At 43.5% G+C, this 16,965-nt stretch carries 15 protein-coding genes; 3 read left to right on the top strand and 12 right to left on the bottom strand.

Annotation, left to right across the window (positions count from 1 at the left end; all coding sequences use genetic code 11):
- Window positions 1-34: 34 nt before the first annotated feature.
- A complete protein-coding gene (locus ACN6MV_RS20550; RefSeq protein ID WP_231573830.1) occupies window positions 35-445 on the bottom strand; it encodes a hypothetical protein in 411 nt (136 codons plus the stop codon).
- 206 nt (window positions 446-651) lie between these two features.
- Here ACN6MV_RS20550 and ACN6MV_RS20555 point away from each other — a divergent pair, with 206 nt between their 5' ends.
- Together ACN6MV_RS20555 and ACN6MV_RS20560 are read left to right on the top strand one after the other, a co-directional pair.
- Window positions 652-1,689 carry a glycosyltransferase family protein gene (locus ACN6MV_RS20555; protein WP_419884737.1) on the top strand — a complete coding sequence of 346 codons (1,038 nt, stop codon included), beginning with the start codon at window positions 652-654 and terminating at the stop codon, window positions 1,687-1,689.
- 13 nt (window positions 1,690-1,702) lie between these two features.
- On the top strand, window positions 1,703-2,776 hold the full coding sequence (locus ACN6MV_RS20560; RefSeq protein WP_042129394.1) for a glycoside hydrolase family 99-like domain-containing protein: 1,074 nt from the start codon (window positions 1,703-1,705) through the stop codon (window positions 2,774-2,776).
- Between the two features lie 30 nt (window positions 2,777-2,806).
- On the opposite strand, the gene ACN6MV_RS20565 is transcribed toward ACN6MV_RS20560, so the two are convergent.
- Entirely contained in the window at window positions 2,807-4,267 is a 1,461-nt protein-coding gene (locus tag ACN6MV_RS20565) for an MFS transporter (protein ID WP_419884738.1), read from the bottom strand.
- A 161-nt stretch (window positions 4,268-4,428) separates the two neighbouring features.
- On the opposite strand from ACN6MV_RS20565, the gene ACN6MV_RS20570 reads away from it, so the two are divergent.
- Window positions 4,429-4,848, top strand: coding sequence for a MarR family winged helix-turn-helix transcriptional regulator (locus tag ACN6MV_RS20570; protein WP_042129398.1), 420 nt, complete (start codon window positions 4,429-4,431; stop codon window positions 4,846-4,848).
- 68 nt (window positions 4,849-4,916) lie between these two features.
- Here ACN6MV_RS20570 and ACN6MV_RS20575 read toward each other — a convergent pair whose 3' ends face one another.
- The 10 genes from ACN6MV_RS20575 to ACN6MV_RS20620 form a co-directional block, all read right to left on the bottom strand.
- The gene (locus tag ACN6MV_RS20575; protein ID WP_339287367.1) at window positions 4,917-6,587 is read right to left on the bottom strand and encodes an extracellular solute-binding protein; all 1,671 of its coding nucleotides are present in this window, start codon (window positions 6,585-6,587) and stop codon (window positions 4,917-4,919) included.
- Window positions 6,584-7,987: a response regulator gene (locus ACN6MV_RS20580; RefSeq protein ID WP_339287368.1), complete on the bottom strand. Its 1,404-nt coding sequence runs from the start codon at window positions 7,985-7,987 to the stop codon at window positions 6,584-6,586. The genes ACN6MV_RS20575 and ACN6MV_RS20580 overlap by 4 nt, the downstream gene beginning before the upstream one ends.
- Window positions 7,980-9,725 (bottom strand): sensor histidine kinase, encoded by a 1,746-nt coding sequence (locus ACN6MV_RS20585; protein ID WP_076119730.1) that lies wholly within the window; start codon window positions 9,723-9,725, stop codon window positions 7,980-7,982. Before ACN6MV_RS20585 ends, ACN6MV_RS20580 begins: the two co-directional genes overlap by 8 nt.
- 129 nt (window positions 9,726-9,854) lie before the next feature.
- On the bottom strand, window positions 9,855-11,690 hold the full coding sequence (locus ACN6MV_RS20590) for an ABC transporter substrate-binding protein (RefSeq protein WP_419884739.1): 1,836 nt from the start codon (window positions 11,688-11,690) through the stop codon (window positions 9,855-9,857).
- A gap of 92 nt (window positions 11,691-11,782) precedes the next feature.
- Window positions 11,783-12,679: a carbohydrate ABC transporter permease gene (locus tag ACN6MV_RS20595; protein WP_042129404.1), complete on the bottom strand. Its 897-nt coding sequence runs from the start codon at window positions 12,677-12,679 to the stop codon at window positions 11,783-11,785.
- Window positions 12,680-12,696: 17 nt separating this feature from the next.
- Window positions 12,697-13,656, bottom strand: coding sequence for an ABC transporter permease (locus tag ACN6MV_RS20600; protein ID WP_076119731.1), 960 nt, complete (start codon window positions 13,654-13,656; stop codon window positions 12,697-12,699).
- Between the two features lie 175 nt (window positions 13,657-13,831).
- On the bottom strand, window positions 13,832-13,966 hold the full coding sequence (locus ACN6MV_RS20605; protein ID WP_419884740.1) for a hypothetical protein: 135 nt from the start codon (window positions 13,964-13,966) through the stop codon (window positions 13,832-13,834).
- 75 nt (window positions 13,967-14,041) lie between these two features.
- The gene (locus ACN6MV_RS20610) at window positions 14,042-15,580 is read right to left on the bottom strand and encodes an MDR family MFS transporter (RefSeq protein ID WP_339287370.1); all 1,539 of its coding nucleotides are present in this window, start codon (window positions 15,578-15,580) and stop codon (window positions 14,042-14,044) included.
- 45 nt (window positions 15,581-15,625) lie between these two features.
- The gene (locus ACN6MV_RS20615; RefSeq protein WP_076119733.1) at window positions 15,626-16,282 is read right to left on the bottom strand and encodes a hypothetical protein; all 657 of its coding nucleotides are present in this window, start codon (window positions 16,280-16,282) and stop codon (window positions 15,626-15,628) included.
- Complete coding sequence (locus ACN6MV_RS20620) at window positions 16,275-16,961, bottom strand: hypothetical protein (RefSeq protein ID WP_419884741.1); 687 nt, start codon at window positions 16,959-16,961, stop codon at window positions 16,275-16,277. Before ACN6MV_RS20620 ends, ACN6MV_RS20615 begins: the two co-directional genes overlap by 8 nt.
- Window positions 16,962-16,965: the final 4 nt, after the last annotated feature.

The raw sequence follows: 16,965 nt of genomic DNA on the forward strand, positions 1-16,965 counted from the left end.
TGTTCAGAGCTTGAAGATATTCATGTGATCAGATTTATGCTCGCTGGATCCCAATATTAGGTGTTCCACCGGTTAGATCGATAAATAATACATAGTCATTTCCATCCGTGCCTTTCAGCACAAGTCCTGTCTGTCCTGCAACTCCCACAGCGAAATATCTGACCTGTTGAAGGCTTGTAGGTGCTGCTACTGGTGTCAACGCCTGATTCACAGCAATCAAACGTGTAGCAGTTTTAATGGTGCCAGCACCGCTAATTTCACCGGTTACCCCCAAATGACCAAGTATAGACTCACTACCGTTCACATTAAGGCTACCCATTATAGTCTGACTACCATTCAAATGCAGATTTGAATCGATAGTTTCATTTCCGTTAACATGCAGATCATTTTGAATGGTCTGACTTCCTGTAACTAGAACATTATCAAAGGTTGGCAAGGCGATCATCCCTTTCAGGTTATATAGTATATCTTATGTTAAACAAGCCAACTCAGTCATAGATAGATATACATCTTTCACTAAATCCGCTTTTTCCTACGAGATTCTTATTAATGGTCTTATACCTAAAGTCAAATGATCCTCCTACACATATAATGTTTAGCAAGACTAGGTGCTAGAGCGAATAACTGGCTCCAAGGAATACAGGAGGAATTATGAAGAAGACAGCTAATAGGCTCACTCCTCAAAGGCCCTCAACTCACAACGTCACCATCAGCCATGTTCATCCATCGCAACCGCCTAATCTCATTCTTGAGATGAACTCTTATAGAGCGGAACCCCTAAAACGGGAACTAAAGCAATTAAGAGTATTGCTTCTGGTCCCTTCAGAGATAAGTAATAAAATGCCTAATGTACGACTTTTTAAAGATCAGCTAAGGCATCTGGTTAAAGAAGTGCTTGCCATTAAGTTACATCACAATCTAGAAGAATATTTAACCCAATATCAGCCTGATCTGATACTTGCCTTGGGATCAGAGACCCTGTTCCCTGAGGAGAACATCCCTGCCCTTAAGGCTTCTAAAGCTCCAAAGGCCGTATGGATGGCAGACGCGACCTGCCTTACCCGAACAGAACGTAATCTGGCACTGTTATTCGATTATATTTTTACACAGAACATAGCTAATCTAATCTATTATCAGGGTTTACGCGAAAAACATTCGAGCTATCTCCCTTATGCTCCAGACACGGATCTCTATTATCCAAGACGTGTGGAGAACCAATACCACAGTGACGTACTCATCCTCGGCCATTTTCAAATGAATAGTGTTCTGCATACCTTAGCTCATTCTGAACTATTTCATGGCCTCAAGGTATTAACCGTCGGTAGCGGGTGGGAGCCCATCAAAAATTTCATAGACATTAGCCATGAGAAAGATATGTCTAACTATTATAATGGCGCACGGATCATCATCAATTGCACAGGTTCTGTACAGAAGATTATGGAGGTTTCTGCTTGTGGTGTATTTCAGTTAGTGGAAGATCATCCCCATCTTCAGGGTTACCAAATCACAGAAGAAGATCTCATTCGTTTCCAGAGCTTTAAAGAGCTCTCTGAGAGCTTCAATTACTATATTACTCATAGCGATGAAAGAAGAATTTCTGCGTCACGTGCACTAAAGGAAGTGAAGTACAACTATTCTTATCTTCAACAAGGAAAGCTGCTGCTCAAAAAAATATTCACGGAACCATAGGGGGTGACCTGACTTGAAATGCATTGCTTTTGTATTACCTCAGTTTCATCAGATATCAGAGAACGATTCCTGGTGGGGGGAGGGATTTACAGAATGGACAAATGTCAGGAAGGCTACAGCCCTTTATCCTGAACATCATCAGCCGAAAAAACCTTTAAATAATAACTACTACGATTTAACGGACCCTAAAGTGAAACAATGGCAGGCTGAGACTGCAAGGGCTCATGGCATTTACGGTTTTTGTTATTATCACTATTGGTTCAATGGGAGGCGACTACTGGAACAACCGGTTCAGCAGATTCTTACCAGCAAAGAGCCAGACTTCCCCTTTTGCCTGTCTTGGGCTAACGAACCTTGGACGCGAAGCTGGGATGGTACCGAAGAAGATGTCTTGATGCCACAGGAATATGGAGAAGAACGGGATTGGCGGATGCATTTTTATGCTCTGTTGGAGGCGTTCAAAGATGAACGATATATTTGCGTAGATGGCAAACCGGTATTTATTATCTACAGATCCTCCAGCATCCCTCGCTGTGATGAAATGCTTCAATGCTGGCGTGATTTAGCTCAGCAAAACGGTCTTAAGGGTCTTCATCTGATCAGGACACTGGGCGGATTCCCTCTAAAGACAGAGCACGGGTTCGATGCCAGTCTAGAATTTGAACCTCACTACACATTCGCACATGGCGGTGTAAAGCATTTGTGGAGCTCCAAGCAGGTGGAGGACCAGAAGCATATCGTCATTGATTACGATGAATTATGGGAATCCATGTTAGAGCGGACACCTCATAGAGACGGAGAAATTATATATCCGGGAGCATTTGTGAACTGGGATAATACACCACGCAAAGGTGCCGCCGGACAAAGTACTTTGGGTGCAAATCCTCACAAATTCGGCCAATACCTGTCACGACAAATTGAGAGGACCAAAAAGATGTTCAAAAGTGATTTTATTTATATAAACGCCTGGAACGAGTGGGCTGAGGGTGCCTATTTAGAGCCGGATGATCATTACCGGTATCAATACTTACAAGCCGTTAAGAATGCTCTTCAATATCATCACAAAGAAGATCCTTCCACGCCGTAGCGTCAGAAGGATCTTCTTCTTTATTCCTTATTATCTTTCCGAAGTCTGCATTCTGGCGCTTCTTGCACTTATCATTCTCCACCCCGTTAGCAATGCAGCCACAAAGCATATGGATGCTGAAGTCATGAACACTACATGCATGCCACTGATAAACAACTCTGGTCGACCCGGAACTAGACCTGTTACCCGATAACCTGCTTCACTGCTCATCACATGAAAGAGTATCGTCGTAGCGATCGTAATACCGACAACCATACCCACATTACGAACCAACGAATTGACGCTGCCCGCGGAACCAAGCTGAGTTCTAGGCACCTTAGACATAACAAGTGAATTATTCGGCGATTGAAATAGACCACTGCCTATTCCTAGCATAGCGATCCACACGCCTACCAGCACAACAGAGCTTCCTTCATGAAGCTCTGCTAATCCAAACTGAGCAATAACCATGACCACCAGCCCTGCAAAAGTTAGAAATTCAGAGCCGATTTTATCCGATAAAGCACCGCTTATTGGTGCAACGACTACCATACATATCGGTAACAGCATCAACAGGAATCCCGCTTCAAAGGGCGATAGATTCAGCATATTCTGTGCATAAAATGGTGCGATAATGTTAAAGCAAAAGTTCGCTGTAAATACGAGAAACCCACACAAAATACTTAATGAAAACAATGGATTCTTAAATAATGACAGTTGCAGCAGCGGTTCTTTTCTTCGAAGCTCCGTCCACAAGAACGCAATAAAGCTGATTACAGCTACGATTAGTGAAGTCACAATTAAACTGTCGCCATAACCGAGCTGCTGTCCCAATAATAATCCCGCAAACAAACTTATAATAAAAATTGCGAAGAGCAAACTGCCAGGAACGTCAATTGTAGATTTCGTTCTAGTTAAATCCTTAGGCAGTACCTTCCATCCTAACAGGATAGCAATCACTCCAATTGGAATGTTCACCCAAAAGATATACTCCCACCCTAATGTCGAGACCATAATCCCACCTAAACTAGGGCCAGCTATACTTCCCAGTGACACGAATGTACCTATGAAACCAAGGGCTTTCCCCCGCTCATTAGCAGGAAAAATATCCGTAACTATTCCTTGGCTGTTCGCCATTGTCATCGAAGCTCCGATAGCCTGAATAACGCGCGAAGCAAGCAAAGCAGGTAAACTTAAACTGAATCCACACAGCATAGAACCAATAACAAAAACAACCGTCCCAATCTTAAAGATTCGAATCTTCCCAACAATATCTCCAAGCTTCCCGAAGAAAAGAATCGCTGCACAGATCGCCATCAAATAACCTGTGGTTACCCATTCGATTTGTGCCATAGGCAGCTTCAATTGTTTCGATAATTCAGGTAAAGCGATGTTGACAATACTACCATCAAGCGTGGACATAAAGGTGAAAATATTCAGGACAATTAATATTATCCAGCGTTTCTTCTGAATTTCCTTGTCTTCCTGATAGGTTGCGCTAATAGAACTCATAACTAACACCTCATTGAATGTATAATCAACGTTTAGTTGCGCACGCAACAAAACTTGCATACCCAGTGTACATCAAATTAGTTGCGCACGCAACGACTTTATTGTACACTTTGTCTCAGAGTAGTAAATACGCGAACTAAACCCAAAGAGGTGTCTATATCTTGGAAAAAGAGCCTATAGGTAAATTAATTTCCTATTTTCATCGTCAAAATCAAAAGCAATTGGTAAAAAAATTCATGCCCTATGGAATAGGTAGCGGCGGGCAACACAGCTTTCTCAAATTGATTCTTGCCAAACCAGGGATTACACAAGATCAATTAACTTCTGAATTGAAATTCGATAAAGCAACCACCGCTCGTTCCGTAAAGCAATTAGAGAATTCGGGATACATTGAACGTAAACCAGATCCTAATGATCGACGCTCTCACCTATTATATCCAACTCCTAAGGCAATTAATTTCTCACCTATCCTTCAGTCTATTTTAGATGATTACAATAAAAGTCTCGTTGGCAAATTAACAAATGAGGAAGTAGAACAGCTTCGTTACTTACTTCAAAAGATCAGCACTGACGAAGAGTAGGAACAAAAAAGCAGCTGTCACAAAAGTAGTGAATGCTACTAATGGGATAGCTGCTTCTTTTTCCGTACTCACTTCACCTTTACAGTCTCAGCAACTTCTTTCGTAATCTCTTCCCCACCGAGGCTCTTCCATTTCTCTACAAAAACATCAAAGTCACTAAGGGGTGAATCGCCCACAATGATATTCAAAAATGTCTCACTTTCTAGATTTTGAAGTTCCGCCCATTTGCTTTTCATTAGTTGTGTGTTTCCATAAAAGACCCCTCGCACTCCCTCAATAGCAGTTGAGGTTAAGACGGCAACTCCGTATTTATACGCGTTCGCTGCTTTCCAGCCTTCTAGATCTTTTTTAGGTTGTTCAGTGTCCTCCACCCATTGATCATAGATGAGTCGGGTATCTGGATTTAATGTATCCGGGTCTATTTTTCCATGTAGAGCTTGCTGAATATCTGCATAATGTTTTTCTATCGCATCCGAATAATCAATTAGAAGGTCAAACGGATAATAAGCACGCAGCTGAATTCCTGTTTGTGCAGAGAAATCATCCAGCTTCTTAACTTCTTCTGTATTTGGGTCTTGCCTTCTCTCAAGTCTTGTAAACACATTCAACTGCTTCATAATGGCTTCTGGGTGTTCAAATCCTTTACGTACAACTAGATAACGATCCGTAACTGGAGCCAAGTGAGCAACAAACTTGCCGGAATCATCTAGTGGAGCTGCATACGCTCTCCATTCTGCCTTCGTGTCCAAAGCTACAGCCTCTGACAATGGATAATAAGGCATCCACCATGGGCCAAAAAACATGCCTGATTTCCCAGTGATTATAGGCTCCTGAGTTTCTTTATACAGAGCAAAATCCGGGTCTAGCAACCCACGTTTATACCAATCCGCCAGTTTAGCAAGTGCTTGTTTGGTCTCTGGTGTAATAGAGCCGTACACAATTTTACCGTTGCTATCCTTGATCCAATTCGTCGGGTAAGCATGAAATGCACTAAAAACAGCATCCAGACCATTAACTAATGGCTTAGTTCCATATACGATATTTTTGTAGCCGCTTAATCCTACAGTATCTCTTTTCCCGTTCCCGTCAGGATCTTTTTCAATAAAAGCCTGAGCAATTTTCTCGATGTCTTCAAAGGTCTGAGGGGGTTGCAGCTCCAGCTTCTCCAGCCAATCCTGACGTACCCAGAGCAGAACAGGAGAATCCGCATCAATCGCTACATTCGGTAATCCGTATAATTTACCATCACGTGAAGCATCTTCTAATGCTTCTCCCTTCGTAGAATTGTACATATCTTTAATTAACTCAGAGCCGTATACTTTGTAGGTCTCTGTAAGGTCCTCTATCATGTCATTATCAATGAGCTTCTTCAATTGATCTCGATCTACAACCATCGCATCTGGCAAATCATTGCTATCGATCGCAAGCTGTGCTTTTTGATTAAAAGCATCTTCACCCTTTGCCTCCCAAGAGTGAACTACCTTGATATTCGTAATACTCTCCAAATAACGGGTGATTGGATTGTTATCGTTGCTGTCACCTGTATTTAACCTGGAATCTGGAACCTTAAATCCTACCCGGATCACGATCGGATCTTCATATTTGCTATATGCGATAGAAGTATCTTCGACCTCTCCCTGAGGACTTCTGCCAGAATCCACTGGTATGCTCTGGTCACGGCAGGATGTCAGTCCGATGATCACTATAAGAAGGAGGATGGATCTCCAAAATTTCATCATTGGCCTTTCCCCTCCGCACGATATTCGCTCGGTAGTTTACCAATGCGTTCCCTGAACAGCCTACTGAAATAACGGTCATCCTCAAAGCCAGACCTTGAAGCAACCTCACAGACGGGTAGCGAGGTCTCCAGCAGCAATGATTTAGCCAACTCAAGCCGCATTCCCCGTAAACATTCACCAAATGTCTCTCCGGCAAAACGAGCGAAACATTGACTGAAATAACCACGACTCATATTAATTTCAGCCGCTACGTCGCTCTGATTGATTTTGTCACCTGCATGGCTCTGCATATAACGAACTGCGCGAATTAGGCAGGACATCACCTCTTTAGTCAATCCTAGCTCGAGCATTCTCCGTCCCACATGATCAGAGAATCTGCGCAGCCAGGTCTTCCAATGGCACCAGTTCAAGTTAAGTGAAATGTCCCGTTCCAATTGAACAGCATCTTCAGGCTTCAAGAGTAAAGCACTCCATCTTTGCAAAAGAGAATGTGCGAACGTTAGATATCTATCAGAACGGGGCTTCTGCAAGCGTATGTTCGATACAAAATGGTCCCATTCGTTTCCATCAATCGTCCACTTGAGATTTTGAGCTTGCTCGAATAGATCCGCTTCATCATGTATTAAATTGGTGCCCGATATTTCCTTCTTTAGTTCCTCATAATTCAGAGAGGTCAGTTCCTCAGCTCCAGAATGATAAAATAGCATATGCCGTAGCTTCGTTGTGAGTTGCTCCTCCAATTCCTGTAACGACTGATCTCTTATCCCACTGATAAGCGCGATCTGCCATCTCCCAGAAAGCTGGCTTTTAAGCTCCCGCTTACCTTCTTCTTCTGAGAAACGTTGAAGCAGAGGTGACATCCACATCTCATGAAAGGTGATCAACGGATTATTCTTCACAAAGGATAGGTGAAATAACTCTTCTTCATTACAGTGATTGTTTAATGGTAAATAGAGCAGCGCCTTGTCAGCGGCCATCCGTTTACCTTCACCATGAACCAAGGCATCCCGTGTGTTGTCCTCCCATTTGATCCGATCAACGAGCCGACGTATAGTCTCATCCGCATTTTCCATCTCTAACAGAGTTTTGACAATATAATCAACAGCTCCTAAACGCATGGCCTCCTGCACATAGTCAAACTCATGATGGCAAGTAAGCACAACACAGCGAATGCCTGCGAAACGCTGCCTCACTAGTTTAATTAGCTCGAATCCAGAAATACCAGGCATAGTCAAATCTACAAATAGCAGATCCACATCCTGCTGTTGAAGTAGCTCCAGGGCAGATTTGCCATCTCCTGCCTCACCGACAATTACAACCCCTAAGGACGACCAATCGATTAGAGATATGAAGCCTTTCCGCACAAGTCTCTCGTCATCAACCACTACAGCCTTAATCATCGAAGTCCTCCTTACCTTTCCTCGGAATCACGATAGATACAACCGTACCTTCCCCTAGCTTGCTGTACATCTCTAGCTTCATCTGCTCTCCATAGTAGGTTCTAAGCATCCGGTTCACGTACGAGAATCCGATTCCGAGTCCCCGTTTCTTGGCTCCGTCCTCTGACAGCAGCTGGTCTAACGTATCCGCATCCATACCAGCCCCGTTGTCTCTTACACATAGCTTAACTTCTCCTTCGCCATGCTCTGTAATTAAGACATCTACCCTGCCATTATCGCTTAGTCCATGATAAATAGAGTTCTCTACGAGAGGTTGAAGTAAGAATCTGGGGACTGCTACAGACAATACATCCTCATCTGCCTCCACGTTAAATTCGAATTCATAGTCATAACGGATGCGCTGCAGCTCCATATAATTTCGGATCGCTTCAATTTCCTCTCCAAGGGTAACAATGATGCTTTGCTTGCCCAGATTATAATGCAGCACCTTTACAAGGAGAGTAACCAGCTTGTCGATCTCCTTTTGACCGTTGAGCCTTGCCATCCACTGCACCGTATTCAATGTGTTGTGCAAAAAGTGCGGATTGATCTGGCTGAGCAGCTTTTCAATCTCGAATTGGCTTTTCTGCTTCTCATTATGGGCTACCGCAACAATCAGCTCATTCACCTGTTTCTTCATCTGCTGGAAGTTACTAAGTACGAAATCAAACTCTTCCACGTTCGTGTAGGCAACCGGAGAGGTAACATTTTCTGCCATTCGATTAATTTCAAGGTTAACCTTGCGCAATGGGCCATAAATCTTTTTCCAAATCATCCAAGCCAGAACTCCGGCAAAGAGTAGAGTCGAGAACGCAAGCAGGATCATTTTATAGAACCAGGAATAAATTTCACTGTTGAATTCAGACTTTTTAACTACGGCAATAAGCTTCCAGCCCTGCGGACTAGCATATCGAAACAGATGATATCCGGTAAGCGTCTCATGTGAGAGATTGGAGCTGCTTCCTGCAGCTTTGATAATTCCTTGGGGCAATTTTCCGTCAATTTCATAGGTGTTAGTGCCCTGTTGATTCACAAGGATATGATTTACCTTCATCCCGTAAGATTCCTGATTAAATATTTTGCGAAGCAGACTGTAATTCGTCTCTAAATAAATATATAACTTATGTTCACCTGGTACGCGTACAATGCGCTGCTCCGAGAATACGAGATTATCTCCGACGGCATACATCGTAGAATGCGGCCCGTAGTAATCCGCCCCGTTATATCGCATAAAAGAAGGTAAAGTACTGATATCGAAATTTCTGCGCGCACTCATATTGGTGAACAGAACCGGATCATCACTGCTAGGCATAATGTAAGCTGTAAGTCCAATATAGGGATTCGTAAAATTGACGAGGTTGATTTTCTGATTGATGGAGTTCATCATTTGCGATTTGCGATAAATTTGCTTTTCTTGAATAAAAGAGGACATTTCCTCCACAATCTGACCATCCAGCGCAAACTGTTTAGAAGCAAAATCCATATTGTCGATGGCATTCTCCAAACTTGAGGCTTCCTGTTTCAGGCTTGCACTTATACCATTGCCAATTTTCCCTGAAAGGATAGAGTAAATAGAGGTGTAGGTTACGAATCCTACTAAGAGAAGCGGAAGTAGCGTTCCGATAACTAGATAGATGAATAGAGTATTACGTAAGGATTTGACAGCTGGGGTATGATTACGCTGAAGTACTCTTACCATCCGAATGATCCTCTTCTCTCTTCCTGTAAGCGTTTTATTTATTAATGTGAGAATACCACATTTATCCTTAATTGAATAGAATAGGGCAGAACAGCCTCCACGCCGCCCCGCCCTATTTATAATCGAACCTTATTTCACGCTTTTGCGAGCCTCGAATAGTTCCTCAGCTTTTTTAATAGAGAAATCCATCACCTCGGAATAGCCAAGACCATTCACCTTATCATGCATTTCTTTATTCAATTTGTCATATTCAGCTTGATCTTTAGCAAAAACCATTTTCCAAGAAATTTGTTGAATGACCGTACCGATTTGTTTGTTCTTTTGCTCCAGTGTTTTATCCATCATCAATGGCTCTTTGCCAGTGAAGCCTTGTGGAGCTACAGCCAGCAGATTATTTTTCTCAAAATACTCCTTAGGTGTCAGAACGCCCATCTTCGCTCTCCAATCACTATCAAGCTTAGACGGATTACGTTGCAGGGTTGTCGTCCATAGATTGTGATCATATGGCTCTTTGTTCTCTGGATTCACCATCGCTGGTACTACAAAAGAGAAGTTCATTTGATTGGAGCCGTAGTAGTAGTCACCGCCGCCATATTCTGCAGGCACTTGCGTATTCTGTTGATCCGCGTAAGCCTTCCAACCAAAATCAGTCACGACAGGTTTACCGCTTCCATCTATATCCCAAGTCAGCCCCTTAGGTCCGTTTGGTACAGCAGTCCCGCTTCCTGCAGAGATCATTGCACCTTCCGGGGTGTACATCCAGTTAATGAATTCCATAATTCTTGCTGGTTCCTTAGCTTTTGCGCCGATTGCTATAATACCGTTACCACCGTAAACATTGAAGCCTGTAGAGTACATCAGCTCATCCTTAAATGGAACTAATGCAAAACCTTTACCTTCAGCTGTTCTTTCCGGTGTATTGTAGTTAGCGGCTCCAAGCCATGGGAACCAGGAGAACAACAGACGGCCATCTTTGTATTTCGCTACAACATCGTCGAATTTTTGAGTCATAGAATCTGGATCCACCAGACCCATTTGGTTAGCTTCAAAATACAGCTTGAGCGATTTCATATACCAGCTATCTTCGGATAAGAAGTCATAATACTTTTCTTCGTCTGCTTTAACATACACAGCAGTGTCAGGAATTTCATCATAGCCCATCATGTTTGCAAACTGTTTAGCCAGTGTCATTTTATAGTTGCCATCCCAGTCAGACCACATCGAGAAGGCATAGGTTTTCTTACCTTGCTCATTCTTTGGCTCAAGCTCTTGCATTTTTTTCAGGACTGGAAGATAATCTTCAATCTTTGAAATTTCAGGTGCTCCGATTTGTTGATAAAGATCCCAGCGCAGGTCTGGACCCCAAGTCATATCTTTTCCTTCAGAAGGTCCGGATGGGTTAGAAGCTACGCTGTTTCCCATGCCAAAGACTGATGATCCACCGCCAAAAGCTACCTTTGCTTTCTCAATAGCTTTTGGGAAAGTGCTAGAAATATCTTTTCCGTATTTGTCCAGAAGTCCGTCTTGTGTCCAGTCTAAGAGCAGCTTTCCTTTGATCGCATTTGGATAATGGTTCTTGTCATCACCGAAAATAATAATATCTCCAAGATCACCAGATGCCATCATTGCAGAAATTTTGGTATCTCCACCTGTTAGATTTGAAGCTACAATGTCCATCTCAATGTTGAACTTATCTTTGATGATTTTGGCGAACCATCCAGTTTGTGGCCCCGCATAGTTAGCCGTTGTAGAGAATACGGTCAGCTTCAGCGGCTTGGAATGATCAAGTGCTCCATCATCTGGTGCTGCTGTTTCTTCCGCCGGCGCATTTGTGGCAGCGGACGTGGGCTTCTCTGTACTAGTGTTTTTGCCCGAGTTAGCCGTATTATTCCCCCCGCCACATGCTGCCAGAACGAAGACCAGGATTACGGATAGCATGACAAGCGATGCTCTTCTTAGTCTCATTGCTTTATACCCTCCCTTTCGTATCTTCACTTATAGTTCAACTCTGCTTGTAGCAGAGGAAAACCCCATTTCATTAACGATCCGGTAACTCATTAGCCCTTAACCGCACCGATCATAATTCCTTTGACGAAAAAGCGTTGGAAGAACGGATACACGATTAAAATCGGCAATACGACGATCATGGTCACGGTCATCCGTACCGAGGTTGGAGTCTGCATATTCGCTACACCAGCGGCCATATCAGGTGAACTGCGGATTAGAGCAGCGAGCGAGCTGGACTCGTTCAAATAACGCCATAACAAGAACTGGAGCGTATAGTACTTCGTATCTGTCATCAAAAACGCCGTATCAATGAAGGAGTTCCACTGATTCACTGCGGAGAAAATCGTAATCGTAGCTAAAATTGGCGTCGTAAGCGGTACAATAATACTCCAGAACACTCGCATGTAACCCGCACCATCCATAGATGCCGACTCCTCAAGTGAAGGTGGAATGGCTTCAACGAAGGTTTTGACTAGAATAATATTGAATGGCGTAATAATCGTAGGCAAAATATAAGCCAGATAATTATTGGTCAGATGCAAATTATGCATTGTGATATACCAAGGAATTAGACCTGCGCTAAAATACATCGTAACTACAACACTGCGGTACCAAATACTCCGGCCCCACATTTCCTTTTTAGTGAACAAGTAACCTAAAAAAGCTGACGACCCTACAGTAAGTAGCGTCCCGACAACTGTTCTATATACAGAGACTGTTGCCGCATGTCCTAGACCGCTAATTTTTAGAACCTTGCTATAGTTATCGAAATGAATCTGTCTTGGATAAAATTTGATATACCCTGCTGCGCTAAGATCGTTCGAGCTGATCGTGTTGATAAACAAGTAGTAGAATGGATAGATGCATGACAGGGTGAACAATCCAAAGAGCGTATAGATAATTATCTGGAAGATAAGTTCTCCAGTTGTTAGTTTTTTCTTTCTCAAATGGGATCACCCCTGACTTAAATGATAGATTCGTCACGCACCATCTTAGATAATGTGTTGGCTGCGAACAGTAGAATTACACTGACAACCGATTTCAACATGCTGACGGCTGTGGCAAAAGGAAAGTTATTAGCAAACGCAATATTGTATACATAAAGATCCAGCACCTCAATGGAATCTTTATTCATAGCATTTTGAAAGGCAAAATATTGCTCCATACCGTTATTGACTAGGTTACCTATGGATAACAGCAGCAGTACAAAAAAGGTTGGGATCAGACCTGGAATGGTAATATGCCAGATTTTGCGGAACCGACTTGCACCATCCACCTCAACAGCTTCATACAATTCCTGATCAATGCCAGCAATTGCAGCAAGATAAAGAATGGCTCCCCAGCCTAACGATTTCCACCAGTACCAAAGGATCATCGTGACCCAGATATTTGAGCTGGAAGCTAGTAAATTATAGCCTTCATCCACTATTCCAAGCTGCACCAGAATGTGAGTGATGACACCGTTATCTACTGAGAACAACGAGAATGCCAATGCATATACCAGAATCCAGCTGATAAAGTTCGGGATCGTGGTTAGCGTCTGCACCATCTTGCGATACCAGCCTGACTTAATCTCGGTCAACATAATGGCAAAGAACACTGGAAATATGGACGTAATTAATCCAAGTGAACTCATGGCAAGTGTGTTCTTCAGCACGCGTAGAACCTCTGCGGTTTGTGTCGGATTGGATACAATCGTCTTAAACCATTTCAGCCCGACATACGGCGTATCTGACAAAGGTATTCCGGGAATGAAATCATAAAAGGCATAAATCCATCCGCTGATCGGCAGATAATAGAAAATAAAGGTGACAACAAGAAATGGAAAAGCCATGAAGAACAATTTATGTTTGTTCTTCATCTTCCAGCGGGATCGATGAACCGGATCTACGCTGGGAAGCAGTTCGCCAGCAGGTACCCCCATATCGGAATCTCCTATATCCAGATTTTGATTACGCTTTCAGAATATCAGAACCTGAGCTTCTGGCGAGATAGAGCACAGAACGTCCTCTCTGGAGAACCGTCAGATGCTAGTGAACCAAATTCGCAGCACAATCGACCATTTTCTACCTGCCCTGTGGGACAAAATACGAGCCAATTCATACCAATAAGAGCCATATCGTGATTTCATCAGCACCTTCCCTTGCCTCAGACTCTCCCTCTTTCAGCATTTCCACCATGTTCGCTCTCCGTGTCAACAAAAAAAAGCAGCCCCCGATAGGTTGCTGCTGCATTACTTTAAAACCCTAGTTTGTTAACACCAAATACCCACTGTACGCATACTGAAGTCCGTACTGCATCACGATAGCCTAATGCCCAGACGCCCGGACATCCCCCTCCGCAGAGGCATCCATCTTCTGACGTCCCATATAAAACGAAGCCAATAATGCTAACGCTGCGGGAATCACCGCCCAAGCAAAAGTATTTACTATGGAAGACGATAACCCTGCAGTAATCTTACCCAGAATCTCAGGTGGAATTAGCGCCCTAGTCTCCGGTGAAAGCAAGGCATGCGGGTCTTTAAAATCCATAGCTCCCGCAGGAGCCGCTCCTCCTCCACTAGCCGAGAGTAGCTTGGTAAGACTGCCGGAGAAATAATGACTTTGAATGATACCAAAGGTGGTAATGCCTATGGTCATACCCAATGAACGAATGAAATTCAGCGTTGCGCTGGCCGAACCACGTTGCTGTGCGGTTAATCCATGAATGGATGCCGTACTTAGCACTGAGAATGAAGCACCAATCCCTAGTCCAATTAAGATCATATACAATGTAACCAGCAATCGCGAAGCCTCCGGCGTAAGTGTCGCTACAAGACCAGTACCGATCACCAGAAGTGCGAATGTAGGAATGAGCAGGCTGCGGTAACTGGTTTTTGACATCAGAAATCCGCCAATCGTAGCTGTAACCACGGAGCCAACCATCATTGGCAGCAGCACCAGTCCCGAATTTGTAGCTGATCCACCTAATACCCCTTGAATAAAGATCGGAATATATACGGAAGCCACAATAAAAGCTGCACCGCTAAACAGAGCACAGATAATGCTCACTGCGTATAATCTTTTTTTGAACAAAGCAAAGGAAATGATCGGTTCTTTCGCTCTAGTCTCCACAAAAAGAAACAGCGCTGCAAGGATCACAAAGGCTGCAAATAAACCAAGAATCATGGACGAATTCCAAGCATACTCTTTCCCGCCTAGTTCCAGCGCAAACATTAAGCAAATAACTGAACCTAGCAGCGTACCTGCTCCCAACCAGTCAATAGGCTGTTTAGAATGCTCATGGGATTCTTTATAAAAGAATACAACCATCGCAAAAGCCAACAGGCCAAGGGGCAAGTTAATATAAAATACCCACTGCCAAGCAATATGATCGGTAATATATGCACCCAGCAATGGACCAAATATACTCGACAATCCAAATACTGCACCGAAGGCCCCGCCAAGCTTCCCCCGGGTCTCCAGAGGTACAGCATCAAACATGATTGCAAAGGCAATCGGCACCAGCGCGCCCCCGCCAATTCCCTGAATAGCCCGGTACGCAGCTAACTGAGTAATTGTATCAGCCGTTCCACAGAGAGCCGAACCTACCATAAATACGATAATTCCAAAAATAAAAAACTTCTTGCGTCCATACATATCAGAGAGCTTGCCGAAAATGGGCATACCCGCCATCTCGGCTACGAGATAGGCTGATGTGACCCAGACAAATTTGTCCATTCCGCCAAGCTCTCCAACAATATTCCCCATCGCTGTAGCAACTATAGTGCTGTCCATGGAAGCCATCAGAATTCCTAATAGGAGACCTGCGATAACAATGCCCAGATTGGGCGATTTGGCAGCACTCATATGCTCCACTCCTCTTTTTCTCAAAAAATAACTATAAAATTATCTTTAAATCTTCACTTGATGCTTCACTGTTGCGTGCTTATGAACTTCTAGTGTATCTCGGAACTCCACCGTTTCTATTTCACAGTCCGGGCCAATGATTACACGTTCTCCCCTTACCATACTAGCCCTTGTATTGACCAGATCAATAGCATCGCCCTCGATTAGCCCTGCTTCAAACAGTATTTTCGAAGTTGGCTTCATCATATGAAGCAGTCTCCCAGTTTTACTCTTCTTAATGGTTAAGATACTGCCCCCAACCTCCTTCGCACTACTTGGACCAAACAATTTAATCTCCAAATGCTCCGCACTAAGTAATCCAGCTACGCTTAAGGCACCGGAAATTTGCAATTTTTCCCCTTCACAATCACCCTTCACATCCAGATTTCCGTAGAGATGAAGCTTATCGATTTTTACAGAGGCTGCTTTTATTTCCCCCTGTCCACGCAAGGAATCTCCTTCAAGACCACCCTCTAGCGCAATTTCACCAGTGATTTTCATTTGCTTCATATGCAGATTTCCAGCAATATTGGCATTTCCAGTCAGACTCATCTTCTCGCAATTCACATCTCCGGCGAATTTGCATTCTCCAGTGATCTTAACATCTTTGAAAGAACCCCCGGCTGAAGACGTCGTTCCAATTATTTTCAGATTATCATTCACCGACCTTCTCCACCTTTCCAACCTTCGCTTCAGGATGCACCGTAATTTGTTCGCGATACTCTACCCGTCCGAGTGTACAGCCTGGGCCAATAATAACAATATTCCCTCTGATGATATCCGCAGTTGTATATTCTATATCTATAAAATCTCCCTCGATCGTTCGAGTACATAGCTCCGGTCGAAGTTTAGGGATGATTCCACTGAACATCTTACTCCAAAACCCATTATTTACTTGCCGTATCACTAGGCTCTCCACACCAATTTCATTAGCCTTCGCCTGACTCTGCAGTTTGAAGTCCGCATGACCAGCACTGAGTAAACCACCAACATTAAAGCTTCCTTCACCTACGAAATCCTCAAGTTCACAATCCCCTTTGATTGTCATCATTCCGTTAAGGGTGCAGCTTTCACCTCGAAAACTCTTACCTACAGTAAGAACCCCATCCACCTTTAGGGTGCCAAATTGCAAATTGCCTATCACTTTAATGACCCCGTTGCACTCTGCTTCTGCTGCTGTGAGATCATCATTCAAATTCATATGCCCATTTCCTTTAAACATTCGTGCCACAATCGGCCCCACTACTTTACCTACACCATCCATGTTTACGTTGTTGTAAGTACCTCCGGCCCCACCACTTACCCCGTTTATAATCAAATCAGGCAGCTGATGTTTGTCCATTACT

The sequence above is a fragment of the Paenibacillus sp. B-A-8 genome (genome assembly GCF_048572915.1).
Lineage (GTDB): Bacteria > Bacillota > Bacilli > Paenibacillales > Paenibacillaceae > Paenibacillus_AQ.